Source organism: Deinococcus aestuarii (assembly GCF_018863415.1).
Lineage (GTDB): Bacteria > Deinococcota > Deinococci > Deinococcales > Deinococcaceae > Deinococcus > Deinococcus aestuarii.
The window spans coordinates 200,072-225,013 of the sequence record NZ_JAHKSN010000001.1 but is presented as its reverse complement, the minus strand read 5'-3'; the positions used below and the strand labels follow the sequence as shown (position 1 = coordinate 225,013).

The 24,942-nt window shown below is 69.9% G+C and carries 22 protein-coding genes and 1 pseudogene; 10 read left to right on the top strand and 13 right to left on the bottom strand.

Going from position 1 to position 24,942, the window contains the following annotated elements:
- Positions 1-68: 68 nt before the first annotated feature.
- The 3 genes from tsf to IC605_RS01070 all read right to left on the bottom strand — a co-directional run bounded on the left by tsf (position 69) and on the right by IC605_RS01070 (position 2,721).
- A complete protein-coding gene (tsf, locus tag IC605_RS01080; protein WP_216317800.1) occupies positions 69-872 on the bottom strand; it encodes a translation elongation factor Ts in 804 nt (267 codons plus the stop codon).
- A gap of 96 nt (positions 873-968) precedes the next feature.
- Positions 969-1,763 (bottom strand): 30S ribosomal protein S2, encoded by a 795-nt coding sequence (gene rpsB / locus IC605_RS01075; protein ID WP_216317798.1) that lies wholly within the window; start codon positions 1,761-1,763, stop codon positions 969-971.
- A gap of 154 nt (positions 1,764-1,917) precedes the next feature.
- Complete coding sequence (locus IC605_RS01070) at positions 1,918-2,721, bottom strand: aminoglycoside phosphotransferase family protein (protein ID WP_216317796.1); 804 nt, start codon at positions 2,719-2,721, stop codon at positions 1,918-1,920.
- Between the two features lie 71 nt (positions 2,722-2,792).
- Between IC605_RS01070 and IC605_RS01065 the strand changes: the two genes are divergently transcribed.
- Genes IC605_RS01065 through IC605_RS01050 form a run of 4 tightly spaced genes read left to right on the top strand, consistent with a single transcriptional unit; the run spans position 2,793 to position 5,590 of the window.
- Positions 2,793-3,620, top strand: coding sequence for an undecaprenyl-diphosphate phosphatase (locus tag IC605_RS01065; RefSeq protein WP_216317794.1), 828 nt, complete (start codon positions 2,793-2,795; stop codon positions 3,618-3,620).
- Positions 3,621-3,678: 58 nt separating this feature from the next.
- The gene (locus tag IC605_RS01060; protein ID WP_216317792.1) at positions 3,679-4,683 is read left to right on the top strand and encodes a heme-dependent oxidative N-demethylase subunit alpha family protein; all 1,005 of its coding nucleotides are present in this window, start codon (positions 3,679-3,681) and stop codon (positions 4,681-4,683) included.
- A 59-nt stretch (positions 4,684-4,742) separates the two neighbouring features.
- On the top strand, positions 4,743-5,195 hold the full coding sequence (locus IC605_RS01055; RefSeq protein WP_216317790.1) for a guanyl-specific ribonuclease: 453 nt from the start codon (positions 4,743-4,745) through the stop codon (positions 5,193-5,195).
- On the top strand, positions 5,192-5,590 hold the full coding sequence (locus IC605_RS01050) for a barstar family protein (protein WP_216317788.1): 399 nt from the start codon (positions 5,192-5,194) through the stop codon (positions 5,588-5,590). Before IC605_RS01055 ends, IC605_RS01050 begins: the two co-directional genes overlap by 4 nt.
- Positions 5,591-5,594: 4 nt before the next feature.
- Here the strand turns inward: IC605_RS01050 and IC605_RS01045 are convergent, their stop codons facing one another.
- Positions 5,595-6,329 (bottom strand): class I SAM-dependent methyltransferase, encoded by a 735-nt coding sequence (locus IC605_RS01045; protein WP_216317786.1) that lies wholly within the window; start codon positions 6,327-6,329, stop codon positions 5,595-5,597.
- 179 nt (positions 6,330-6,508) lie between these two features.
- On the opposite strand from IC605_RS01045, the gene tsaD reads away from it, so the two are divergent.
- Positions 6,509-7,519: a tRNA (adenosine(37)-N6)-threonylcarbamoyltransferase complex transferase subunit TsaD gene (gene tsaD, locus IC605_RS01040; RefSeq protein ID WP_216317784.1), complete on the top strand. Its 1,011-nt coding sequence runs from the start codon at positions 6,509-6,511 to the stop codon at positions 7,517-7,519.
- 53 nt (positions 7,520-7,572) lie between these two features.
- Here tsaD and IC605_RS25510 read toward each other — a convergent pair.
- Both IC605_RS25510 and IC605_RS01030 read right to left on the bottom strand, forming a co-directional pair.
- Positions 7,573-7,944: pseudogene (locus IC605_RS25510) on the bottom strand (PIN domain-containing protein); the annotation flags it as partial.
- Entirely contained in the window at positions 7,944-8,195 is a 252-nt protein-coding gene (locus IC605_RS01030) for a type II toxin-antitoxin system Phd/YefM family antitoxin (protein WP_216317782.1), read from the bottom strand. The pseudogene IC605_RS25510 and the gene IC605_RS01030, both read right to left, overlap by 1 nt.
- Positions 8,196-8,340: 145 nt before the next feature.
- Between IC605_RS01030 and secA the strand changes: the two genes are divergently transcribed.
- The 4 genes from secA to IC605_RS01010 all read left to right on the top strand — a co-directional run bounded on the left by secA (position 8,341) and on the right by IC605_RS01010 (position 14,385).
- The gene (secA, locus tag IC605_RS01025) at positions 8,341-10,950 is read left to right on the top strand and encodes a preprotein translocase subunit SecA (protein WP_216317780.1); all 2,610 of its coding nucleotides are present in this window, start codon (positions 8,341-8,343) and stop codon (positions 10,948-10,950) included.
- Between the two features lie 331 nt (positions 10,951-11,281).
- Positions 11,282-12,493 (top strand): ABC transporter ATP-binding protein, encoded by a 1,212-nt coding sequence (locus IC605_RS01020; protein ID WP_216317778.1) that lies wholly within the window; start codon positions 11,282-11,284, stop codon positions 12,491-12,493.
- Positions 12,494-12,656: 163 nt separating this feature from the next.
- On the top strand, positions 12,657-13,412 hold the full coding sequence (locus tag IC605_RS01015) for an ABC transporter substrate-binding protein (protein ID WP_216318749.1): 756 nt from the start codon (positions 12,657-12,659) through the stop codon (positions 13,410-13,412).
- 181 nt (positions 13,413-13,593) lie between these two features.
- Positions 13,594-14,385, top strand: coding sequence for an amino acid ABC transporter permease (locus IC605_RS01010; RefSeq protein WP_216317776.1), 792 nt, complete (start codon positions 13,594-13,596; stop codon positions 14,383-14,385).
- Positions 14,386-14,492: 107 nt separating this feature from the next.
- Here IC605_RS01010 and IC605_RS01005 read toward each other — a convergent pair whose 3' ends face one another.
- The gene (locus IC605_RS01005) at positions 14,493-16,658 is read right to left on the bottom strand and encodes a TRAP transporter permease (RefSeq protein ID WP_343216457.1); all 2,166 of its coding nucleotides are present in this window, start codon (positions 16,656-16,658) and stop codon (positions 14,493-14,495) included.
- Positions 16,659-16,739: 81 nt separating this feature from the next.
- The gene (locus IC605_RS01000; RefSeq protein WP_216317775.1) at positions 16,740-17,696 is read right to left on the bottom strand and encodes a TAXI family TRAP transporter solute-binding subunit; all 957 of its coding nucleotides are present in this window, start codon (positions 17,694-17,696) and stop codon (positions 16,740-16,742) included.
- A 181-nt stretch (positions 17,697-17,877) separates the two neighbouring features.
- Between IC605_RS01000 and IC605_RS00995 the strand changes: the two genes are divergently transcribed.
- Positions 17,878-18,675: an amino acid ABC transporter ATP-binding protein gene (locus tag IC605_RS00995; RefSeq protein ID WP_246580244.1), complete on the top strand. Its 798-nt coding sequence runs from the start codon at positions 17,878-17,880 to the stop codon at positions 18,673-18,675.
- Positions 18,676-18,693: 18 nt separating this feature from the next.
- Here IC605_RS00995 and IC605_RS00990 read toward each other — a convergent pair whose 3' ends face one another.
- The 5 genes from IC605_RS00990 to IC605_RS00970 all read right to left on the bottom strand — a co-directional run bounded on the left by IC605_RS00990 (position 18,694) and on the right by IC605_RS00970 (position 24,883).
- Complete coding sequence (locus IC605_RS00990) at positions 18,694-19,335, bottom strand: protein-methionine-sulfoxide reductase heme-binding subunit MsrQ (RefSeq protein WP_246580243.1); 642 nt, start codon at positions 19,333-19,335, stop codon at positions 18,694-18,696.
- On the bottom strand, positions 19,332-20,309 hold the full coding sequence (gene msrP / locus IC605_RS00985; protein ID WP_216317772.1) for a protein-methionine-sulfoxide reductase catalytic subunit MsrP: 978 nt from the start codon (positions 20,307-20,309) through the stop codon (positions 19,332-19,334). The genes IC605_RS00990 and msrP overlap by 4 nt, the downstream gene beginning before the upstream one ends.
- 124 nt (positions 20,310-20,433) lie before the next feature.
- Positions 20,434-21,678: an MFS transporter gene (locus IC605_RS00980; protein ID WP_216317770.1), complete on the bottom strand. Its 1,245-nt coding sequence runs from the start codon at positions 21,676-21,678 to the stop codon at positions 20,434-20,436.
- Positions 21,679-21,733: 55 nt separating this feature from the next.
- Positions 21,734-23,380: a chloride channel protein gene (locus IC605_RS00975; protein ID WP_246580242.1), complete on the bottom strand. Its 1,647-nt coding sequence runs from the start codon at positions 23,378-23,380 to the stop codon at positions 21,734-21,736.
- A 57-nt stretch (positions 23,381-23,437) separates the two neighbouring features.
- Positions 23,438-24,883 (bottom strand): alpha-amylase family glycosyl hydrolase, encoded by a 1,446-nt coding sequence (locus IC605_RS00970; protein WP_216317767.1) that lies wholly within the window; start codon positions 24,881-24,883, stop codon positions 23,438-23,440.
- Between the last annotated feature and the right edge of the window lie 59 nt (positions 24,884-24,942).

Genomic DNA, 24,942 nt, shown 5'->3' with positions numbered 1-24,942 from the left:
GCCGGGCAGGGGAGGGAGGGGGCGGCTCAAGAAGAGGGGCGGCTTTGCTTGGCCGCCCCCCATCCTCTTTACGCGCCGACCTCGAACCGGACGAAGCGCCTGACCTGCGCGCCGCCGAGGTAGCCCCCCACCGTCACGCTGTTGTCCTTGACGAAGCGCTGCTCGGGCAGCACCTTCTCCTCGTAGAACTTGCCGATCTGGCCGGAGACGATCTTCTCCACGATCTGCTGCGGCTTGCCCTCGTTGAGCGCCTTGTTCGTGAGGATCTCGCGCTCCTTCTCGATGTCCTCACTGTTCACCTCGTCCCGCGTGAGGTACTGCGGGCGCTCGGCGGCCACGTGCAGGGCCACGTCCTTCGCCTGCGCCTCGCTGCCGTTCGCCACGTCCACGAGCACGCCGATCTTGCCGTTCGAGTGCACGTACCCGGCCAGCGTCTCGCCCTCACCGGCCTCGATAAAGGCCACGCGGTTCAGGACGATATTCTCGCCGATCTTGCCCGCCGCCGCCGCGACGGTGTTGCCCACGGTGTCGCCGTTCACGCTGAAGGTGCGGAACTCCTCGACATCGTTGGTGCCCGCCTGGAGCGCCGCCTGCGCGAGGCTCTCCACGAGCGCCTGGAAGTCCGAGTTGCGCGCCACGAAGTCGGTCTCACTGTTGACCTCGACGATGGCGCCCCGGTTGCCCTGCACGGCGAAGCGCACCAGGCCTTCCTTCGCCTCGCGGTCGGCCTTCTTGGCGGCCTTCACGATGCCGCGCTCGCGCAGCAGGGCAATCGCCTTGTCCTCGTCGTTGCCCGCGTCGCTGAGGGCCTTTTTCACGTCCATCATGCCCGCGCCGGTCAGCTCGCGCAGCTTCTTGATCGATTCCATCATGAGGAATACCTCCTGGGGTTGGATTTTGAGTCTTGAGAAGGGGGCGGCCCGAGCCTCGTTCGCTCCAGACGCCCCCCGGTGGAGAGTGGCGAGAGCTTAGGAGCGGCCCTGCGTGCTCGTGAGCTGGGTGGTGTCGCCCTCCACGACCTCCTCGGCGGCCTCGATGTCGGCGTTGCCCTCCTCGACGCGCGCCCCGCTCACGTCCTCACCGCCGCCGCGCGCCTCGACCACGAGGTCGCCGATGCGGTGGGTGATGAGCTGGATGCTGCGGATCGCGTCGTCGTTGCCGGGCACGATGTAGTCGATCACGTCGGGGTCGGAGTCGGTGTCGGCCAGGGCGATCACGGGAATCCCGAGCTTGTTCGCCTCCTGCACGGCGATGACTTCCTTGGTGGGGTCCACCACGAAGATCGCGTCGGGGAGGCGGGTCATCTTGCGGATGCCGCCGACGAAGCGCAGCAGCCGCTCACGCTCGGCGGCGAGTTCCACGCGCTCGGCCTTGGGGCGGTTGTTGACGCTGCCCGTCTCGAACATGTCGTCGAGTTCGTTGAGGCGGTCGATGCGGGTGCGCATGGTGCGGAAGTTCGTCAGCATCCCGCCCAGCCAGCGGCTCGTGACAAACGGCATCCCGGTGCGCCGGGCTTCGAGTTCCACGATCTCCTGCGCCTGCTTCTTCGTGCCCACGAAGAGGATCACGCCGCCGCGTTCGGAGAGGTCCTTGATGTAGTCAAACGACCGGTCGATCTGCTTGAGGGTCTTTTGCAGGTCGATGATGAAGATGCCGTTGCGCTCCGCGAAGATGAAGCGCTTGAACTTGGGGTTCCAGCGCTTGGTCTCGTGCCCGAAGTGCACGCCCGCTTCGAGAAGCTGCTTCATGCTGATGTACGACACGTGTGACTCCTGAACGTTGGTCGGGAAAAAGTTTGCCGTCCTCGCGCCAGCCGCACGTCAGGACATGACGTCTGCTCGGCCAGGCCCGCGCACGACGTTCCAGCACGCGCGGGCAGGGTCACGGGGGCACCCAAACGGGGAGTATAGCAGAAGGTCAGGGGTTCAGTTCGGCGGCGGCGAGGGACGCGACGGCGAGGGTCTGCCGCGCCTGCCCCTCCTCCTCGTCCTCCAGATGCCACGCGGCGGACAGGCCTGCGTAGGCGAGAATCCATTGGAGGAGACGCGTCCGGTCGAGCCCCGCCGCCTCCGCGACGACGTGGGCCTGCCGTGCCAGCCGTCCGGGCCGGGTCGCCGTTTCTAGGTCCGGGTTGCAGAAGATGTTGGCGTAGTCGAAGCCCCGCTCGCCGATCAAGCCCTTGGGGTCAATCGCCAGCCAGCCCCGCTCGCGGCTGTGGAGGACGTTGCCGTGGTGGAGGTCGCCGTGGAGGGGGCGCACGCCCTGGGGTTCCCGGAAGAGGTGCCGCGCCGTGTCCAGGGCCAGCGTCATCACCCCTCCCACCTGCGGCGCCGTCTCCTCCAGGGCGCGAAACCACTGCTCCAGGGGCGGCACGTCCGGCCAGGGCCGAGCCTGGCACCCGTGCAGCACATCCACCGTCCCGCACAGAATCCGGCTCGCCTCGTCGTCCTGCCCGGCGTGAACCAGCTCCGCGAGCGAGAGGTCTCCCTCCACCCGCTCCAACAAGGCGGCCTCCCCGTCGTGCCGCAGGACGCGGGCGGCCCCCTCGCCGTTCCACCAGACCATCAGGCGGTGGCCGACCTCTTCCTCGTCCACCCGGGCGACCTTGAGCATCGCTGGCTCTCCGGCGAGCCGCACGGGCAACAGGTCGCTGCTGTTCGTATGGATGAGCTCGCCATCGGGCACGAGGTTCCAGCGGCGCAAGTACGGGTCGAAGGTCACGGTCCCAGTCTGCCTCTCCACCTTTGTCGTGAGGCTCACCCTCCGTCCGAGGTGCTAGGCTCCCCCGGATTATGGATTGGTTTTACGCCATCGTTTACGGGATCGTGGAGGGCATCACCGAGTTTCTACCGATCAGCTCGACCGGGCACCTGATCGTCGTCGGGAACCTGATGGGGGTGCCCTGGCCCAAGGAGGTCAAGGACACCTTCGAGGTGGTCATCCAGGGCGGCGCGATCCTGGCGGTGCTGGCGTACTACTGGCGCGACTTCCTGCAACAGGGCCGCGACATCGGGCACGACCGGCCCACCCAGCGGCTGTGGCTCGGCGTGGCCGCCGCCTGCATTCCCGCCGTGATCCTCGGCCTGCTCTTCGGGGACGCGATCAAGGCGGCCCTCTTCCGCCCGAGCGTGGTGGCCTGGGCCCTGATCGTGGGCGGCGTGCTGATGTGGTTGATCGAGAGCCGCCGCGTGACGCCGAACGTTCACGGCATCAAGGAGATCGGGGTGCGGCGCTCCTTCCTGATCGGCGCGGTGCAGTGCCTCGCCCTGCTATGGCCCGGCTTCTCGCGCTCGGCGAGTTCGATCCTGGGCGGCATGGTGATGGGCCTCGACCGCCCGACGGCGACCCAGTTCTCCTTCTACCTGGGGGTGCCCACCCTGGGCGGCGCGGCCCTGCTCGACTTCATCCGCAGCCGCGACCTCCTCTCGCAGATCGGCCTGCTGAACGTGCTGCTGGGGACGGTCACGAGCTTCGTGGTCGCGTACCTCGCCATCGGCTGGCTGCTGCGCTTCGTGTCCACGAACAACTTCAAGGGCTTCGCCGTGTACCGCGTCGTCGTCGGCGTGCTCATCCTGGTGCTGATCGCCACCGGCGTGATGAGCAACGGGAGTCTGGCGTAGGAGGGCGGGAGGCGCCGGGTTCGACCGTCCGCCCGGCGCTGTCTGCGAGACTGAACTCGTGTTTGAGCGTCCGCCGACCTTTTATCGCCCCTTCCTGACCGGGCGGTACACCGTCTCGGCGGGGCTGTACCGGCTGGGCACGCAGGCGGTCCCGTGGGTGGGATCAGAGGCGGGCGCGGTCGTGGAGACCCACACCTTCGCCCTCGACCGCGAGTATCCGCGCTTCGTGGCGAGCAAGGCCGCCGCCCACCGCCGAGCGCTTCACGAGTACGCGGGGGAGGCGGCCCTGACCCCCGAACTGCGGGAGGCCGCCCTCTCCTTCGTCGCCCGCACCCTCGCCGAGGAGAGTGGCGGCGTGATGGCCTGGGACGGGAGGACGTTCACCAACCGGGCGCTCGGCTGGGCGGCGGACCTCGCCCTGCGCTGGGGTGGGGTGGAGGAGTTGCGCCGCTTCGCCGCTCCCCTCGCCCCCCTCGTCGCCGACGTGACGCCCGTGAACGCGCTCGACTTCCTGGGGCTGAACGCGCCCGAAGACCTTGCCATTGTTGCCCGGCATCCTGAAGGCGGGGACTGGGTGGCCGCCCTGCACGTCCTCTCGCCGCAGCACTGGGACCCGCGCGAGAAGCTGGGGCGGGACTTCGTGGCCGTCCACGAACCCGTCGCCGGAAGCGGGCCGATGAACGCCACCGCACCCCGGCTGGTGGACGCGGTGATCACGCGCGGCCCCTTCGTCCGCTTCGCGTGGGGTGTGGCGACGAGGGACCGTCTCGACCACCACCCCGCCGCGCCGCAGAGGGCCGACCGCGCCCCCGAGACCCGCTTCGACCCGGACCGGGCCTTCCTGCGGGTGGAGCGGCAGACGCTGACGGGCTTCCCGGAGGCTCACGGGGCGCTGTTCACCATTCGGCCCTACACCTATCCCCTACGGGACGCGGTGGCCGACCCGGCCCACGCCCGCGCCCTCGCCGCCGCCCTGCGGACCATGACGCCCGAGCAGGTGGCGTACAAGGGGCTCGTCCCGCTGCTGCCGGGGCTGCTCACGTGGCTGGATGGGGTGACCTGAGGGGAGGCTTTCGGGCAGGGGGAAGACGGACCGGCGCGGCGCGGTCTAGACTCGGGCCGATGAGCTTTCGCCTCCCGTCGCGCCTGCTGCGCTGTACCCTCCTCGGGGCGCTTCTGGTCGCCTGTTCGCCGCCGGGGTCGGGGCAGGACTCGGGGGCGCCGGTGCAGACGGCCCGGACCACCACAGGCCAGGCCCCCCAGGCCACCCGCGATCCCCAGAGCGGCCTGCCCTTCGTCGCCGCGCAGGGGCTCCCGCGCGAGGCCCGCCGCACCCTGACCCTGATCCGGGCGGGCGGCCCCTTCCCCTACGCGAAGGACGGCAGCACCTTCGGCAACCGCGAGGGCCTCCTGCCCCGGCGGGCACGGGGGTATTACCGCGAATACACCGTGCCCACCCCCGGCGAGGACGACCGGGGGGCGCGGCGGATCGTCTGCGGCGGGCAGGCGCGCAGCGTGGGGGAGTGCTACTACACGGGTGACCACTACTCGTCGTTCAGGAGAATCCTCCCGTGATCAACGTCTTCAACGCTCCCCCGCAGGGCATTCAGCCCGCCCCGCACGACCCGCGCATGATCGCCGCCGGGTATCAGGTGGCCGTGCGCGAGGTGGACCTCTCGGGGGTGCGCGACAAGGAGAGCCTGATGCTCGCCCTGCTGCGCGGCCTGGCCCTCAGCGAGAGCTTCGGGCGCAACTGGGACGCCCTGTACGACGTGCTCACCGACCCCGAGGCCCGCCCCGCCCGCTTCGCCCTCGTGATGTGCGACTACGCCCACTTCCGCAAGCGGCACAGGCACCTCGGCGCCGAGCTGGAGGCCGTGCTGCTCGACGCCCAGCGCGACGCCGCCCGCCAGGGCCGCAGCCTGTGGCTCCTGACGGAAGAACCCGCCCACGACACGCGGCACTGGTAGGGGCTCAGGCGGGCGTCAGGACCGCCGCGAAGGTCATCGCCTCGCCCAGCGGGGCCTCCGGGTGATAGACGCCCGCGTCTGGAGCATAGGCCCCGCCCGGCCACACCTCCGCCAGCGTCAACCCCGTGCCGCAGAGCAGCAGGCGCAGGTCGGCGGGGCTGTAGCAGCGCAGGAACTGGGTGAAGGGTTCCTCCCCGCGCGGCGCGTAGGTGTCGAGCATCCGGCAGCCGTCCGCGTCGAAGCCGTAGGTCTGGGTATAGCGTTCGGTGCGGCGGGTGAAGCCTGCGTGCCGCGCCCAGTACCAGGGGGTGTAGACCTCCACGTAGGCCACGCCGTCCAGCGCGAGCCAGCCCGCCACCCGTGAAAGCAACTGCCGCTGCTCGTCGTCCTCCCCGATGCCGAAGCCGTCCCAATAGCAGATGGTGTCGAAGGGACCACCCGGATCGAGGGTATAGAAGTCGCCGGTAAGCGTCTGTACGGTCACGCCGTGCTGGGCAGCGAGAAACCGGGTGTGTTCCCCCGCACCCGTCATCAAATCGAGCGCCGTGACCCCATGACCGAGGAGGGCGGCGGCGGTGGCAAACTGCCCCCCGCCCGCGCCGAGTTCGAGGAGGGAGCCCGCGCGTCCCCGGTGGGCCGTGATCCGCGCCGCCAGGGCCGTGTGGAAAGGGTGAATGGGCGCGTGGGAGCAGCCCGTCAGGGCGTCTTGCCGTTCGTAGAACGAGTGGGACCAGTGCATCGGGTGAACCTCCAGAACGAAACGAAGACGCCACACCGCAGGGGTGGGCCGAACGTCGGGTCTGGTGGCTCAGCGCAAACGCATCGTGGAGGGGTCCTCTCGTGAACTTCCCGCACTCTAACGGTCTGGGTGCCTCTTCGCCTCATCTGTTTTGCCTACCCCTGGTACACTCCCCCGCGATGAGCGGCCCCGAACGTCCCCTGCATATCCTCGGCATCGACACCTCCTGCGACGACACGGGGGTCGGCGTGGTGGAACTCGCCCCGGGCGGCTCGGTGCGGGTGCTGGCGAACCGGGTGTGGTCGCAGACCGTCCACGCGCAGTACGGCGGCGTGATGCCCGAACTCGCCAGCCGCGAGCACGTCGAGCGCATCGACCGGGTGACCGGGGACGCGCTGGCGGAGGCGGGCCTGGGTGTGGATGACCTGGATGCCGTCGCCGCCACCTCCGGCCCCGGCCTCGTCGGCGCCCTCCTCGTCGGGCTGATGTACGGCAAGGGGCTGGCGCAGGCGCTGGGGGTCCCCTTCTACGCCGCCCACCACCTCGAAGGCCACATCTTCGCGGCGGCGAGCGAGGCCGACCTCACGGCCCCCTACCTCGCCCTGGTGGTGAGCGGCGGGCATACCCACCTCTTCGACGTGCCGCGCGAGGGGGAGTATGTGCTGGTGGGGGCCACGCGGGACGACGCGGCGGGCGAGGCATTCGACAAGATCGCGCGGCTCGCCGGACTGGGCTATCCGGGCGGCCCGGCGATCAGCGAGGCGGCGGGGAGGGGTGACCCCGCCGCCGTGCCCTTCAAGGAGCCCTTGCAGGGGCAAAAGGGCTTCGACTTCTCCTTCAGCGGGCTCAAGACCGCCGCGCTGCTCGCCCACAAGGCGGGGGCCAGGCCCGAAGACCTCGCCGCGGGCTTCGAGCGGGCCGCCGTACGCTTCCTGGTGAGGACCACCCTGCGGGCCGCGCGGGCGCACGGGCGCGACACCGTGGTCGTCTCGGGCGGAGTGGCGGCGAACCGGGCGCTGCGGGAGGCGTTCGCGGCGAGCGGCGTGCGGGCGGTGTTCCCCGGCCAGGGCCTGAACACCGACAACGGGGCGATGATCGCGCTGGCGGGGGCGGCGGCCATCCGGGCGGGACGTGGCCCAAGTCCCCTCAACGAGGGGGCGGTGGCGTACGCGCCGCTGGCGAACGCGTAGGGTTCAGCCCCCCAGGGGTTAAGGAGTGGGACGCCGAGGGCCTGGAAGTCGGCGGTGTTGCGGGTGACGAGGGTCAGGCGGTGGTGGGGGGCCGTCGCGGCCAGGAGCGAGTCCATTCGGGGGAGTTGCCCGGGCGTTTTGCCGCTGCGCAAGACGAGTTGCGCCCAGGTTGTCATCACGTCTCTGGTGATAGGCAGGACTCGCCCCACATAATCCCTTTCGAGCAGTCCGTCAACCCAGGCCCGAAGTCGAGCGCGGCGGGTCGGATCGCTCACACGCTCGACGCCATACTCAATTTCCCCGGCGGTGATGGCGCTGAGATAGGTCTCGGTCAGGGGGACAGAGGCGAGAAACGCCATCAAGTCGGGGTTCGGACGGAGCCTGGCCGTCTCGCTGACGGTATTGGTGTCCAGGAGATAGGGCATCAATCGAAGTCCAGATCCATCTCGCCCCAGGGCGTCCGGTCACGCTCGAACTCGATGTCGCCCTTGGGGACGTTCCGGAACGCTTCTATCGCCATGCGAACCGGTCCGGTCTCGGGTTCCGGCTCCACCACCGCCAGCCGCACCGTCGGCTTTCCGTGTCGCGTCACGATGACGGTCTCTCCCGCCTCCGCCTCGCGGATAAGTTGGCTCAGGTTGGCCTTGGCATCCTGCACCTTCACGAGCTTGGTCATGTTCAGCCTCCTTCCTGGTCTTTCTGACCAGATTCTGCCGGCTTTCATCGCCCTCCCTCTGAGTCTCTTTGGCTCAACTTCCTTACGCCCATCTCACTGAACTTGTCAGGCGGGCGTGAGGTCTGCCGCGCTATACTCGGGCGATATGTTCCGTGTCCTGAACAAAGTGTTCGACAACAACCAGCGCGACGTGCAGCGCATCGTGAAAACGGTGGTGGGGCCCGTGAACGCGCTCGAAGAAGAGACGAAAAAGGTCGAGAACCTCGCCGAGGCGTTCATGGACCTGCGGCGGCGGGTGCAGGAGGGCGGCGAATCGCTCGACGACGTGCTCGTGCCCGCCTTCGCCCTGATCCGCGAGGCGGGGAGGCGCGCCATCGGCAAGCGGCACTACGACGTGCAGCTTATCGGCGGAACGGCGCTCCACCAGGGCCGCATCGCCGAGATGCGCACGGGCGAGGGCAAGACGCTCGTCGCCACGCTGGCCCTCGCGCTCAACGCCCTGGAAGGCAAGGGGACTCACCTCGTCACGGTGAACGACTATCTCGCCCGCGTCGGCGCGGAGGAGATGGGGCTGCTCTACCGCACGCTCGGGCTCACCGTCGGCCTGATCACCCGCGACATGCAGCCGCACCAGCGTCAGGCCGCCTACGGCTGCGACATCACCTACGTCACCAACTCGGAACTGGGGTTCGACTACCTGCGCGACAACATGGCGCAGAGCCGCGAGCAGCTCGTGCTGCGGGCGGAGCATCCGCTGAACTTCGCCATCGTGGACGAGGTGGACTCCATCCTGATCGACGAGGCCCGCACGCCCTTGATCATCTCGGGGGCCGCCGAGAAGGCGACCGACCTCTATTACGTCTACGCCAAGCTGATCCGGCGCCTGCAACGCGGCGAGCCCGCCGAGCCCGGCAAGCGCGCGGAGCCCACCGGCGACTACACCATCGACGAGAAGGGCAAGCAGGTCCACGTCACCGAGGGCGGCATCTCCAAGATCGAGCGGCTGCTCTCGCTGCCCGACCTCTACAGCCCCGAGAACATGGACAAGGCGCACATGATCACCCAGGCGATCCGCGCGCGTGAGCTCTACCACCGCGAGAAGGACTACATCGTGAACAACGAGGGTGAGGTCATCATCATCGACGAGTTCACGGGCCGCTCGATGCCGGGCCGCCGTTACGGCGAGGGGCTGCACCAGGCCATCGAGGCGAAAGAGGGCGTCAAGATCGAGAACGAGAACCAGACGCTCGCCACGATCACCTACCAGAACTTCTTCCGCCTGTATGGCAAGTTCGCCGGGATGACGGGCACCGCCAAGACCGAGGAAAAGGAATTCCTCGACATCTACGGCTCGGACGTGCTCGTGATCCCCACGAACAGGCCCATCGTCCGCAAGGACGCCGAAGACCTGGTGTACCGCACCCGCCTGGGCAAGTACCGGGCGGTGGTGGAGGAGGTCAGGGAGATGCACGCGACCGGGCGACCGGTCCTCATCGGCACGGCGAGCATCGTCACCAGCGAGCAGCTCAGCGCCCTCTTGCAGGAGGCGGGCATTCAGCACGCGGTGCTGAACGCCAAGTTCGAGGCGCAGGAGGCGAGCATCATCGCGCAGGCGGGCAGGAGCGGCACCGTCACCATCGCCACCAACATGGCGGGGCGCGGCACCGACATCATGCTGGGCGGCAACGCGGAGTACATCCTGGGCGAGGCCATCGAGGGGCAGCTCGGGATCAGCCGGTACGCGCCCGAGCCCGAGGCCTTTATCAAGGCGATCAGCCGCCAGGACCCCGAGGCCGAGGAACTGGGGATGCGGATTCCGGGCATGACCGCCGACTTCGTGCGGCAGGCGCAGGGGCTCCAGGCCGACACCATCGCCGACCGGGCCCGCGTGCAGGAGATCGGCGGGCTGCACATCATCGGCACCGAGCGGCACGAGTCGCGCCGGATCGACAACCAGCTCCGGGGCCGCGCGGGGCGTCAGGGCGACCCGGGCTCCAGCCGCTTCTACGTCTCCTTCGAGGACGACCTGATGCGCCTGTTTGCCAACGACCGCGTGGTGGCGATGATGGACCGCCTCGGGATGGACGACACCCAGCCCATCGAGGCGAAGATGGTGACGGGGGCCATCGAGCGCGCGCAGGCCCGGGTCGAGGACCGCAACTTCGGCATCCGCAAGCAACTGCTGGAGTTCGACAACGTGATGAGCAAGCAGCGCGACACGATCTATGCCCAGCGCCGCGAGGTGCTGCTCGGCGCCGACGAGGACGTGGAGGAATCGACCGAGGGCATGATCGCCGACTTCGCGGAGATGCAGCTCGCCATGTACGCGCCCGCCGACCAATCTCCCGAGACCTGGGACCTGGAAACCCTGCGGACGAACATGCTCGACGCGGTGCCCCAGCTCGGCGCGTACGACTTCGAGGCCCTGCGCGGCATGAATCCGGCGGACGCGCACGCGCACCTGCTCGGCGCGGTGGCCGACACCTTCGACGCCCGCAAGGACGAACTCAGCCCGACCATGCTCAACAGCCTGTCACGCTACGTGCTGCTTCAGGTCGTGGACCAGCACTGGAAAGAGCACCTGCACGGCATGGACGTGCTCAGGCAGGGCATCGGCCTGCGCGGGTACGGCCAGCGCGATCCCTTCACCGAATACAAGTTCGAGGCGACGAACATGTTCAACGACATGATCGACAACCTCAAGGGCGAGGTCACGAAGTACGTCTTCCGCATGGAGTTCGGGCAGGCGAGCTGAGCGGCGGCGAGGGAAGGGGGCGTGGGCCGGTGGGTCTGCGCCCCCTTGGCGTCGCGGGGGAGCCCCCGGGTCATGCTGAGCGAACCCGTCCCCGGGCCCCGGAGAGGCGCCCTTCGCGGCGACCCAGGGGATGGGGGCCGACCGCGCCCCGTCTTGATCCGGGTCCAGCCACGCCGCCGCCTTGTCCCGCCGCGCTCCGCCCGTGGTAAACTTCACCCGTCAGCCCAGCGTCAGCGTACACCCCGGGATTCTCGTTCTCGTACCCCGGTTGCCCGATTCCCATTTTGGGAACCTTTCACGGGCAAGAGCAGGGGCGAAAGGTAGGCCACTCATGGCGGAAGTCGTTCTGGAGCACATCAACAAGCGTTACGGCACCAAGCACCACGCGGTGAAGGACTTCAACCTCCACATCGCGGACCGCGAGTTCATGGTGTTCGTGGGGCCGTCGGGCTGCGGCAAGAGCACCACGCTGCGCATGATCGCGGGGTTGGAGGACATCTCGGACGGCACCCTGCGCATCGGCGACCGGATTGTGAACGACGTGCCGCCCAAGGACCGCGACATCGCGATGGTCTTCCAGAACTACGCGCTCTACCCGCACATGAACGTCTACGAGAACATGGCCTTCGGCCTGAAGCTGCGCAAGACGCCGAAAGACGAGATCGACAAGCGGGTGCGCGACGCGGCGAAGATCCTCCAGATCGAGCACCTGCTGGGCCGCAAGCCCAAGGAGCTCTCGGGCGGTCAGCGTCAGCGCGTGGCGATGGGCCGCGCCATCGTGCGCGAGCCGAAGGTCTTCCTGATGGACGAGCCGCTCTCGAACCTCGACGCGAAGCTGCGCGTGGAGATGCGCTCGCAGATTTCTCAACTCCACCGCCGCCTGGGCGCCACGATCATCTACGTGACGCACGACCAGGTGGAGGCGATGACGCTCGGCAACCGCATCGTGGTGATGCGTGACGGCCTGATCATGCAGGTGGACACGCCGATGAACCTCTACGATTTCCCGCAAAACAAGTTCGTGGCGGGCTTTATCGGCAGCCCGAGCATGAACTTCCTGACGGGCAAGGTGCAGGGGGGCGAGTTCGTGATCGGCGACAGCCGCGTCGCGCCGATGGGCCGCCTCGCGCAAAGCCTGCGGGCCTATGAGGGCAAGGACGTGTTCATGGGCATCCGTCCCGAGCACCTCGGCGTGGTCGGGCACGGCCAGAACGACATTCCGCACGGCACCAACGTGCTGCGCGGCAAGGTCGTGGTCGTCGAGCCGCTGGGCGCCCAGACCGACCTGATCATCGACGTGGCGGGGCAGACCCTCACGGCCAAGATCGAGGGCCAGGCCATCTTGCAGCCCGGCGACGACATCGAGCTGCTCGTGGACCAGACCCGCCTGCACGCCTTCGACCCTGCCTCGGAGGCCGCCATCGACCGCGGCACCCCAACCGGCACGCGCGGTCAGGCCGACACCCTGGGCCTGGGCTACGAGTACGACGGCGACGCCTCGCGCCGGGTCGTCAACCTCGGCAGCGTCTCCGCCGACGACTGAACCCCGCCCCGCCTCACACGGCGCCGCCTTCCCCCTCGGGAGGCGGCGCCCGTTCGTGCGAGGCGGGTCAGCTTCCTCATCTGCGCGGTCTTCCTCCAGCCTTTATCCAGGCGCTAGAGTGCCGGAACATCCCACCCAGCCCACCACCGGAGGAACCTGCATGATGAAAAGAGCCCTGCTGACCCTGACCGCCCTGACCCTGCTCGCCACCGCCGCCGAGGCGCGCACCTGGGACGAGATCAAGCGCAACGGTACGGTCCGGATCGCCACGGAAGGCGCCTTCCCGCCCTTCAACATCCTGAAGGGCAAGGAACTGACGGGCTTCGAGGTGGACCTCGCGGATGAGCTCGCCAAGACGCTGGGCGTGAAGGTGCAGTGGGTGACCCAGCCCTTCGACAACCTGCTGATCGGGCTCAACCAGGACCGCTACGACTTCGTGATCGCTTCCCACGGCATCACGCCCGAGCGGGCGCGGGCGGTGGACTTCTCGAATCCGCACTACTGCACGGGCGGCGCCATCGTCGCCAAGCCGGGGGGCCCGAAGACCGCCGCCGACCTGCGGGGCAAGGCGGTCGCCGTGCAGGTCGGCACGACCTACCTGGAGAACGTGCGCAAGGTCCCCGGCGTGGGCGACGTGAAGACCTTCCCCAAGGACACCGACGCCCAGGCCGCGCTGCTCGCGGGCCGCACCGACGCCTGGGTGGGCGACAAGTTCACCGGGCTCGACCTCGTGAAGGCGCAAAAGGGCAAGCTCGTGCAGGGTGACCTGCTGTTCAACGAGCGCATCGGCATGGCGGTGCGCAAGGGCAACGTGAGCCTGCTCAAGGAACTCAACGCCGCCCTGACCAAGGTGCAGAACAACGGCACCTACGCGCGGGTCAGCGGCCAGTACTTCGGTCAGGACATCCGCTGCCGCTGAGCCCACGCCGCACCGCCCTCCCGGTCGCTCGCGGGCGGCCGGGATTTTTCTGCGTGCACGACGGGACTTCCACCCCCGGACGGCCCACGGGGACGGGCACCGGACGCCGCGATTTGTGGAATGATCAGTCAATGACAATCCAACCCACATTCCACTCCGCCCCGCCTGCCGGGGACGACGAATGACGGCCCAGAAGACCACGCCCCGGCCACCCCTCGGCGGCGTGAACCTGCTGCTGTGGCTCGTGGGCGCGGTCGCCGCCTTCCTGCTCCTCTTCTTCCTGATCACCCAGGTCTTGCGCGCCGTTCCCGACCCCATCGGCCCCCGCGCCGACCTGTTCGTGGAGGGGGCGCGGATGACCCTGCAACTGACGGTGGTCAGCGGGTTGATCGGGCTGGTGATCGGCATCGTGGCGGGTATCCAGCGGACGAGTGCGCTGTGGCTGGTGCGCGCGCCCGCCGGGCTCTTCATCTGGCTGATTCGCGGCACGCCCCTGCTCGTGCAGATTCTCTTCGTGTACAACGCGCTGCCGCCCATCCTGCAAGCGGTCGGGCTGAACATCCGCCTCGACGAGTTCTGGTCCGCCGTGATCGCTCTTTCCCTGAACGTGGGCGCCTACAACGCCGAGGTCATCCGCGCGGGCATCCTCGCCATCCCGCGCGGCCAGGGCGAGGCGGCGCGCAGCCTGGGCCTCAGCGGCGGGCAGACCATGAGCACGGTCGTCCTCCCGCAGGCTCTCAGGATCGTCGTGCCGCCGCTGGTGAACAACCTCGTGGCGCTGCTCAAGGACTCCTCGCTCGCCTCGACCATAGCCCTTCTCGAACTCACATTGGCCGGGGATCGCGTCTCAAGTGAAACCTTCCAACCTGTCCCGGTTTTGGCGACCGTCGCCGCCGTGTACCTCGCGCTGACGACGGTGATGACGCTGTTCACGGATCAACTGGAGAAGCGGGTGAAGATCGCCACGAGGTAGGCTCTCAGCTTTCAGCGGTCAGCCGTCAGCAGCAACAGCCAAAGCCCCCGGCCTCCTGCACCGGGGGTTTTTTGCCGACCGCTGAAAGCTGACGGCTGACCGCTCCCTCAGGCCGCCGCCACCACCGCAGGCGGCTCGCCCCGGCTGCCCGCCTTCTGCCAGAAGTACACGGCGGCGATCAGGCCCAGCGCGGCGAGGTTCCAGACGATCTGCGTGGGGATGATCAGGATGAAGGACGCGACGAGCAGGATCAGCGTCTGGAGGAGGGTGGTGCGGCGGTGCAGGTAGCGCAGCGTGGCCGCGCTGAAGGCGACGAGGCCGATGAAGGCGAAGAGGACCATCGGCACGGCCTCGACCCAGGGCAGGCCGCCGAGCCTGTTGCCCGCGATCAGCAGCAGCGACGGGTTGAAGAACATCATGTAGGCGAGCAGGGCCGTTCTGAGTTCGTACTGGAACGCCTGAATCCCGGTCGCCACCGGATTTCCGCCCGAGATCGCGGCGGCGGCGAAGGCGGCGAGCGCCACGGGCGGCGTGGAGTCGGCCATGATGCCGAAGTAGAAGACGAACATGTGGACCGGGAGCATCTGCGCCGGGTTGCTCGTGTCGAGCCCCGCGATCCGGGCGACGATGGGCACGATCAACGCACTCATCAGGATGTAGTTCGCGGTGGTGGGCAGCCCCATCCCCAGGACCAGGGCGATGAGCTGTGCCATGAACAGCACGATCAGCATCGCGCCGAAGGTGGCGACCTGGGCGGCGTTCACCCCCGGAATCAGCCCCGCGACTCCGGTCAGCAGGTCGCGGAAGCCGCTGCTCACGAGCTGCACGATATCCGCCAGCCCGAAGCCCAGTCCGGTGATCGTCACGATGCCCACGATGATCCCGGCGGCGGCGGTGGCGATGGCGATGCCGATCATGGAGCGCGCGCCACTCTCGAAGGCCTGGATCAGCATTCGCCCGCCGTCCGCCAGGCCCCGGCCCACGCCCCGCCCGTCCCGGCCCGCCCGCCACGCCTCCTGCACGAACATCATGGCGATCATCAGGAAGATGGTGTTCAGCGCGACCCGCTCGGGCGTCGCCTCCGGGTTGATCGTCAGCGTGCCGATCAGGTAGCTCAGCGGCAGAAGGTAATACCAGCCCGAGATCAGCGTCCGCCGCACGGGCGGAAGTTCACTGCGGGGCAGGCCGCGCAGCCCCAGCTTGAGCGCCTCGATGTGCGTGACGACGAGCAGCGCCCCGTAGCACAGGAAGGCGGGAATCGCGGCGGCGAGGATCAGCGAGCGGTACTCGATGTTGAGGTTCTGCGCCATGATGAAGGCCGCCGCGCCCATCACCGGGGGCATGAGCTGGCCGTTGGAACTGCTCGCCACCTCGATGGCGCCCGCCTTCTCGGCGGAGTACCCGACCCGCTTCATCGTGCCGATGGTGATGTTGCCGCCGGTCACGACGTTGCTCACCGCCGACCCGCTGATGATGCCGTTGAGCGCACTCGACAGCACGCTCGCCTTCGCCGGGCCGCCCCGGAACCCGCCGAGCAGCCCCTGGGCCACGTTCATGAACCAGTCGCCCGCGCCGAGCTTGTCGAAGATCGCGCCGAACAGCACGAACAGGAAGACGATCTGCGCGCTGACGCCGATGGCCGTGCCGAAGATGCCCTCCGTGTTGGCGAAGAGCTGCCCGACGACCTGCGGCCAGGTCTGCCCGGCGTGGAGCTGGAGCTGCGGCCCCAGGTCCGCCCGGATCAGTCCCCGTGGTCCCGTCAGCGCGTACAGCATAAACACCAGCGCGACGATGGGCATGGCGATCCCGATGGTGCGCCACGCGGCGAGCAGCAGCAGGATCACCATCGCGCTCCCCACCCACACGTCCGTGGAATTCAGCACCCCGCCCTGCACGTTGGCGATGGTGGGGTACTCGGCGATCAGGTAGACGGCGCTCCCGGTGGCAATCGCCCCCAGAATCCAGTCGTACCACGGCACGCCCACCTGGGCCTGGCCCGGCGTCTTGCGGAAGGGGAACACCAGATACCCCAGCGCGAAGGCGAAGGCGAGGTGCGTCGCCCGCAAGACGATGGGGTCGAGGGTGCCCACCTGCGCCGCGTACATCTGGAAAAGGCACCAGACGACGGCCAGGGCCGTCACCAGCCCCTTTTGCCAGCCGAACAGCTTGCGTCCGCCCGTCTCGGCGGCCTCCACCATCTCGATGGCGCGGCGCTCGCCCTCGGTCATCTCCAGGCTGGGGTCGCTGGAGATCGGTCTCGTCGGGTCACTCACAGGTCACTCATCCTTTCCCGAATAAAAGAGGCCAGCCGCAGGGGGTGGGCGGCTGGCCCGGGTGCTGGCCCCAGGGGGTGCCTAGCGGACGCTGACGCCCTTCTCGCGGAAGAACTTCGCGGCGCCGGGGTGCAGCGGCGCGGGCAGGCCCTTCACGGCCTTGTCGTACGAGAAGTTGGTCGCGAGGCTGGGGTGCAGGCCCTTGAGTTCGGCCTCGTTGTCGAAGGCGGCCTTCATCGCGCGGTACACGGCGTCCTCGCTGACGCCGGTGGTCGTCACCAGGGTCGCCTGCACGGCCACGCTGGGGACGGTGGCGCCCACGCCCTTGTAGCTGCGGGCGGGGATGTTGTAGCGCACGTAGAAGGGGTACTTCTTGATCAGGGCCGAAGCCTGATTGCCGCCCACGGGCACGACCTTCACGTCCACCGTCTGCGCGATCTGCGAGATGGCGCTCGCGCCCACGCCGACCGTGTAGAAGAGGGCGTCCGCGCGCTTGTCCTGCATCAGGGTGATGCCCTGCGCGGGCGACACCCGCAGCGCCTGCCCGAGGTCGTCGAAGCTCAGCCCGTACGCCTCCAGCACCTGCCGCGCCGTCTGCTCGGTGCCCGAGCCCAGGTCGCCGATCACCACACGCTTGCCCCTCAGGTCGGCGATGGAGTTGATCCCCGCGTCGCGGCGGGCGATGACGTGCAGCACCTCAGGGTAGAGAACGGCCATCGTGCGCAGCTTGTTGTTCGCCTTGCCCTGGAAGGCCTGGATGCCCGTGCCCCGGTAGGCGTAGTACACGATGTCGTTCTGCGCGATGGCGGCGTCCAGCTCCCCCGTCCCGAGGGCGTTCACGTTGAACACGCTGCCCCCCGTCGAGCGGGCGTTGGCGCGCACACCGCTGCCGGAGTCGTTGATCAGCTTCGCCATCCCCGTGGCGACCGGGAAGTACACGCCCGTGGTGGCGCCCGAACCGATGGTCAGGAAGGTGGTGCCCTGCGCGAGCGCCACGGCGGCGGTGCCGAGCAGCAGGGCGGTGGTGACTGTCTTCATGGAGGCTCCTTGTGGGCAACGGTGGAGGGTTGCCGGTGCGGCGGGTGGCGTGAAGTTTAGCATGTGATGAAGGTTGGAGCCGCTTCCACCCCGGGCCGCCGGGGGCTTCGCGCGCCACAGACCGTCCGGGTCGCGGGCGCCGCTCAACGTCCCCTCCTCCGGCAGCCTGTACACTCCGCGCATGACCCAGATCATCACCGGCTCCGTCTCCACCGGCACGGGCACGGGCGCAGACACCCGGGCGGTGCAGCCCATCATCGTCGCTCAGGACGTGCACAAGCACTTCGGGAACTTCCACGCCCTGCGCGGGGTGAGCATGAGCGTCCGGCCCGGCGAGGTCGTCGTCATCATCGGGCCCTCGGGCAGCGGCAAGAGCACCTTCATCCGCACGATCAACGCGCTCGACCCGCACGACGGCGGCAGCATCACGGTAGACGGCATTCCCCTCCAGGGGGCCCGCAACCTCGACGCGATCCGGCGCGAGGTCGGGATGGTCTTCCAGTCCTTCAACCTCTTCCCGCACCTCACCGTGCTGGAGAACATCACCCTCGCGCCCACCCGGGTTCGCAAGACGAGCAAGGCCGAGGCCGAGAGACGCGGGCTGGAGTTGTTGCGCCGCGTCGGCATCGAGGAGCAGGCGCAGAAGTACCCGGCGCAGCTTTCCGGCGGGCAGCAGCAGCGCGTCGCCATCGCCCGCGCCCTGGCGATGGACCCCAAGGTGATGCTCTTCGACGAGCCGACCAGCGCCCTCGACCCCGAGATGATCAAGGAAGTGCTCGACGTGATGAAGGAGCTCGCGCGCACCGGCATGACCATGCTCGTCGTCACGCACGAGATGGGCTTCGCGCGGGAGGTCGCCGACCGCATCCTCTTCTTCGACGCGGGCCAGATCGTGGAGGACACGACGCCCGAGGCCTTCTACACCAACCCCCAGCACGAGCGCGCGAAGGCGTTCCTGGGCAAGATTCTCGGGCACTGAATCCCGGCAGGCTGGGTGTCAGTCGCCCGGCTGCGTGGCCCGCGTCCGGACGGGCTGCCGCCGGTTCCACACCCGCCGCACCGCGAACAGCGCCGCGAGGGCGAGAACGGCCAGGAACGGGGCGGTGTGGTCCTTCTTGACTCCCCACCAGTAGTGCAGGGCGGCGAGGCTCACCGCCACGTAGACGAGTTGGTGGAGCCGTTGCCAGCGGGCGAATCCGAGTCGGCGTATCGAATCCGACCTGCTCGTCCACGCCAGCGGCACGAGGAGCAGGAGCGCGATGAAGCCGACGGTGATGAAGGGCCGCTCCAACACGTCGGTGACGACGGCGCCGGGCGCGAATCCCTGGTCGAACAGGTAGATCAGGAAGTGCAGCGCGGCGTACCCGAAGGCGAGCAGGCCCAGCGCCCGGCGGATGCGCGCGGGCCAGGTCCACCGGAAGACCAGCCGCAGCGGCGTGCAGGCGAGCGAGAGGATCAGCAGCACGAGGGCGAGGAGGCCGGTCTGGTGCAGGGCCCGCTGAACCGGATTCGCGCCGAGCGCCCCCGTCCAGGCGTCCGAGAGCAGCACGGCCAAGGGGAGGAGGCCACCCGCCGTCACCGCCGGGACGAGCCAGGGGAGGGGGCGGCGGGGAACACGGGCGGGAGACCGGACCGTCAAAAGAACTGCCTCAGGTCCATCCCCGCGTACAGGTGGGCCACCCCCTCCGCGTACCCGTTGAAGGGCAGGGTCGGACGGCGCCCCAGCTCCCCGATGCGGCGCTCGCTGGCCTGGCTCCAGCGCGGGTGGTCCACCGCCGGGTTGACGTTCGCGTAGAAGCCGTACTCGTCGGGCGCGGCCTCGCTCCACGTCGTGCGCGGCTGCTCGCGGGTGAGGGTAATCCGCACGACCGACTTGATGCTCTTGAAACCGTACTTCCAGGGCACGACGAGCCGTAGCGGCGCCCCGTTCTGGGGGAGCAGGACCCGCCCCTGGAGCCCCACCGCCATCAGGGTGAGGGGGTGTAGCGCCTCGTCCAGCCGCAGCCCCTCCACGTAGGGCCAGTCGAGCACGCCGGAACGCTGGCCGGGAAGCTGCTCCGGGTCGTGCAGGGCCGTGAACTGGACGTACCGCGCCTGCCCGGTCGGCTCCACCCGCTTCAAGAGGGCGGCGAGCGGGAAGCCCAGCCACGGCATCACCATCGACCAAGCCTCCACGCAACGCATCCGGTAGATGCGGTCTTCGAGGGGGAACCACGACTGGAGGGTGTCGAGGTCCACGGTCTGCGGCCTGCGGACCTCCCCGTCGATCTGGACGGTCCAGGGCCGCGTGCGCAGGCTGCCCCCCCGGCGGGCGGGGTCGTCCTTGCCGAAACCGAACTCGTAGAAGTTGTTGTAGGTCGTCGCCTCGCGGTAGGGCGTGACCGCCTCCGCCGTGTCGTAGGGGCCGGGGGGGTGGTTCGGGCGCCACACGAGGTCTTCTCCCGGCGTGGTGTCCACGGCCCCGGGTCGGCGGGTGAGCAGGGTCAGGCCGCCGCCCAGGGCCGCCACCGTCCCCGTGAAGAGGGCGGCGTGGCGCAGGAACTCGCGGCGGGTGGGCCGGGCGCGGGGGGAGGGCTGGTCCTCGGGGTCTCGGTCGGGCGGGAGAATGGTCATGGGCGGTTCCTCGGGGCGGGTGGAGGAGGCGCTCGGAGTCCACCACGCGGCCCCGTCCTATTGTCGCCCTCCGGGGGCCGGCGGAACTGTCCCCGTTCGCGGAATTGCGGAGAGTTCCTGCCCCTCAGGCGTCCCGGCGCAGCCTCCCGCACTGCCACCACGCCAGGGCGAACAGCACGGCGGCGAGGCCGAAGACGGCGCGGTACCCGAGGGCGTCGGCGATCACCCCGCCCACGACCGGGGCGAAGAGGGCCGTGCCCACCAGCGTGTTCAGCGTGCCGATGTACCGGCTGCGGGCCTCCGGCGGCGAGATGTTGAGGAGGTGGTTGGTGTGCCCGAGGTTGAAGCCCTGCGCCGCCACGCTGGAGAAGAGGAAGACGAGCAGGTACGCCCAGCTTCCCAGCCCCAGCGTCCCCACCGTGAGCGCGGTCAGCGGCGCGAGGATCGCCGAGAAGGACGCGTACCGGATGATGCGCCGCGAGCCCTTGCGCTCCGCGACCCGCTGCCAGAAGAGGTTGGACAGGGGTGCCACGCCGGTCAGGGTCATCACGAAGACGCCCAGGGTGGCCGCCGGGTACCCGAGGTCGCGCAGGGCGTACACGGCGTAGAAGGGGTCCCCGAGGCTCGCGGCGGCGAGCAGCAGCCGCACCGTCAGGAAGGCGCGGAAGTGACGGTCGGCGAGGGTGGACGGGATGGCCCGCACCTCGTCCCGGAAGTTGCCGGGGGGCTGGGGCTCGTCCGGGGGCTCGCTGACCCGCCCGAAGACCCCGTATCCCACCGTGTACGCGGCGGCGCCGAGCAGGAAGATCAGCGCGTAGTTCAGCGGGAAGCTCAAACCGGACGAGAGAATCCAGCGCACCCCCAGCCCCGCCCCGAAGGCGAGCAGCCCGCCGTACAGGTTGCGGGTGCCGAAGAAGCGGGCCCGCCGCTCGGGCGGCACGACCTTGCTCACGACCTCCAGGAAGGGGAGCCCCGCCACCCCCGAGGCGACCGCGTTGACGAGCATCGCCAGCACGAAGAGGGTGAGGCACAGCGCGGGCCGCTCCGCCAGCGTCGCCGCGACGATCACCATCGCCAGGTAGGAGAGCAGCCGCACCAGCGCCGCCGAGCGGTACACCGGCAGCTTGTGCGGCAGGGACCGCACCCGCGCGGCGACGAGGAGTTGCGGCAGCATCCACCCGCCCCCCGCGATGGCGGGCAGCAGGCCGATCACGGCGTTGGGCGCCCCCAGCCGCGCCGCGAAGCCCGCGAGCACCACCGACACGTTGAGAAAGCCGTCGCCCAGCAGCACCAGCCAGCCGTTGAGGATGCCCAGCCGCTCGTCGCGGCTCCAGGACGCTCGGCGGGGAAGGGGGCGGACGACCGACACCCGGGCATTATGGGCACGGCCCGGGAGGCGTGTTCAGGATGGGGAGACGGGGGCCTCAGCCCGGCAGCCGCAGCACCCCTTCGAGGGCGGCGTATGCTTCAGGCCGCGCCAGGAAGACGAGTTCGTCCTCGGCGGTGAGGCGCAGCTCCGGGCGGGGCGGGCGCACGGTCCCCTCCCGCACGATGCCCACGACCTCCACACCGGGGGGGAGGGAGAGGACCGAGAGCCGCGCCCCCTGCCACCCGCTCGGCACCGCCCGCCGGTACAGCTCGCGGTCGGAGGTGAGGGGGGCGGGGCCGCCGTCCGCGGCGGGGGCGTCGAGTGGGGTGCCGGGCGTGTCCTCCGGGGAGCGGCGTGCGGCCAGCCGGACCCCCTCGGGCAGCAGGGTGAGGGCGCCCCCCGCGTGGACGGCACTCGCGGCGCGGGAGCGGGCCTGGACGCCGAGCAGGCCCGCCTCGCCGCTGACGACGTGGGCCAGCCCGGCGGTGAGCAGGGCGGTGGGCAGCATGGCGTCGCCGCCCCAGGCCACCGCGAGCAGCGCCGCCGCCACGGGCACGTTCAGCGTGGCGGTGAGAAAGGCGACGGACCCGACGAGCGCACCGACCGCCGGGTCCAGCCCGAGCCACGTCGCCCCTCCGGTGCCGAGCAGCCCGCCCACCCCCACCGACGGCAGCACCCCGCCCCCGAAGGCCAGCCGCGCCCCCAGCGCGAGGAGCAGCCAGCGCCACGCGCCCACCCCGACCGCCTCCGGCCCGAGAAAGCCCGAGAGCCCGAGCTGCACCCAGCCCGACCCGTCACCGAGCACGGCGGGGGTGCCCAGGACCGCCAGCGCCGCCGTGAGCAGCCCGAAGGCGCCTCCCAGGACCACGCGCGGGACCCCGGCCGTCCAGGGCTCGGGCAGCACCCGGGAGCCGAGGAGGGACGCCCACCCCGCCAGCGTCACCGCCAGCGCCACCCCCGCGAAGCCCAGCGCCTGGGCGAGGGCGGGTCCCTGGAGATCCTGGACGCTGAACAGGGGCGTGAACCCGAAGGCCGCCCCGTACACCGCGTACGCCGCCACCGAGGCGAGCACGCAGGGCATCAGCACCTCGAACTCGAACTCGAAGCGGCGGTAGAGCACCTCGGTCACGAGGACCGCCGCCGCGAGGGGCGCGTGCAGCACCGCCCCCAGCCCCGCCGCCGCCCCCGCCAGCGTCAGGGTGCGCGTCTCCACCGCGTCGAGCCGGGTGGCCCGCCGCAGCACCCGCGCGCCGAGCTGCCCGACCATCGTGAAGGGGGCGTCGCGGCCCACGAGCAGCCCGGCCCCGTACCCCAGCAGCGTGGCCGCCATCGTCCGGAGCTGGAGGGGGGGAGTGGGCCACTGCCCCCGCGCGTGGTAGCCCCCCACGAGCTGCGCGAGGGGCCCGCCCGTCTCCCTGGGCACCAGCCACGCGCAGGCGGCCCCCACGACCGGCAGGGCGAGCAGCCCCCAGGGCAGCGCCGTCCCGACAAAGGCCATCAGCAACCCGCCCTCGCCGGGGGTGCCGGGGGGCGAGTAGCCGGTCACCCGGGCTCCCAGCCGCAGCAGCAAGTCCAGCCCCAGCCGCAGCGGAATGCACAACCCCCCCACCAGGGCGCCGAGCACCACGCTGAGGACCACCAGCCGCCCGGTCTCCAGGCGGGTCAGGACGGCGCGGGGCAGGGGGGAACGCACGGGGAGCATGGTAGTGCAGGGGGAGGGGGTGGGCCTCGTTCCGGACGCCTCGCCCCGTCCTGCCGCCTACCTCAGCCCGAACACCGCCGCGTCCTTCCCCGGCAGGCTGAGGTGCAGCCACCCGCCGCCCACGCTGACCCTGGCGTCCTGCCCGGCGTACAGGCTGCGCGTGACGGCCTGATCCGCCGCCGTCAGCCCCAGGGTGCTCAGACGCAGGCTGTAGGTCCTGCGCTCTCTGCCCCCGTGCCACGCCGCCAGCACCCGCTCGCCGTCCACCTCCCGGGTCAGGAGCAGGAGGTCGTCTTGCAGGGTGTCCGGCACGGGCCGCAGGGTCTGGGTGCCCACGCTCAGGGCGCGGCTGGCCCTGCGGACGGCGATGGCGTCCCGCGCAGCGGCGTACACGGCCTTCTCGGCGGTCGTCCACCCGTCCTCGAAGCGCATGTCGCGGCGGTTGTCGGGGTCCGCCCCTCCCCGCAGGGCGATCTCGGTGCCCTGCCAGAGGACCGGCACCCCCCTCAGGGTCAGCAGCGCCCGCAGGCCGTAACGGGTGCGGGTTTGAGCCTCGTCCTCGAAGAGCGAGCCCTGCGCGAAACGGGGCAGGTCGTGGTTGTCGAGGAAGAGGGCGACCTCGCCGGGCCTGGGCAGTTCGCCCTGGCGGGAGAGCACATTCGCCACCTGGGTCAGGCTCTGCCCGCCCATCACACTCTTTTGCATCGCCCCTTGCAGGCTGAAGAGGAACAGGCTGTCGAAGCCCGCCCGCTGCCACTCGGCCACCGTGCCCGTGTCGGCGCCGTACCACTCGCCCAGCGTCCACGTCCCGGCGGCGCGGTCACGGGCGAGCACGTCTTTCAGGAAGGGCCGCTCCACGTGCCGGATCGCGTCGTACCGGAAGGCGTCCACCCCCCGTGCCCGCCAGAAGTCCGCGTTCCCGAGGAGCAGGTCGCGGACCTCGGGGCTTGCCTGCTTGAGGTCGGGGAGACCGGCCAGGGGGCAGTCCACGTCCTTGTTCGTCGTCTTGTCGCACTCGGCCTGCCCGTTGAACCAGGCGGGATGTTGCCGCACCGCCTCCGCCCCGTACCCGTAGTGGTTGACCACCTGATCGAGCACCACCCGCAGCCCCGCCGACCGCGCCGCCGTCGTGAAGGCGTCGAAGTCGCCCAGCGTCCCGAAGTGCGGGTCCACGTCCCGGAAGTCGGCGGGCCAGTAGCCGTGGTAGGGCGCGGTGTCGAAGGAATTGCCCGCCTGCTGCCGGTAGATCGGCGTGAGCCAGACGGCGGTCGCCCCGAGCCCCTGGATATAGGGCAGTTTCTGTGTGAGCCCCGCGAGGTCCCCGCCGTGCCAGGCGCGGGGGTTGCTGCGGTCCACCCCCGCGTTGTTCGCCCTGTCGCCGTCGAAGAAGCGGTCGGGCATGACCTGATAGATGATCTGGCCCTCCCAGGAGGGCGGGCCGGAGGGAGGTTGCGCGCCCGCCAGGGAGGCCAGGAGCGCGCCGAGGAGGGGGAGGCGGCGCATAGGTAGGGACATCGTAGGGGATCAGACGCAGGGCCCGTTCCAGCTCAAGCGTTCGCCTC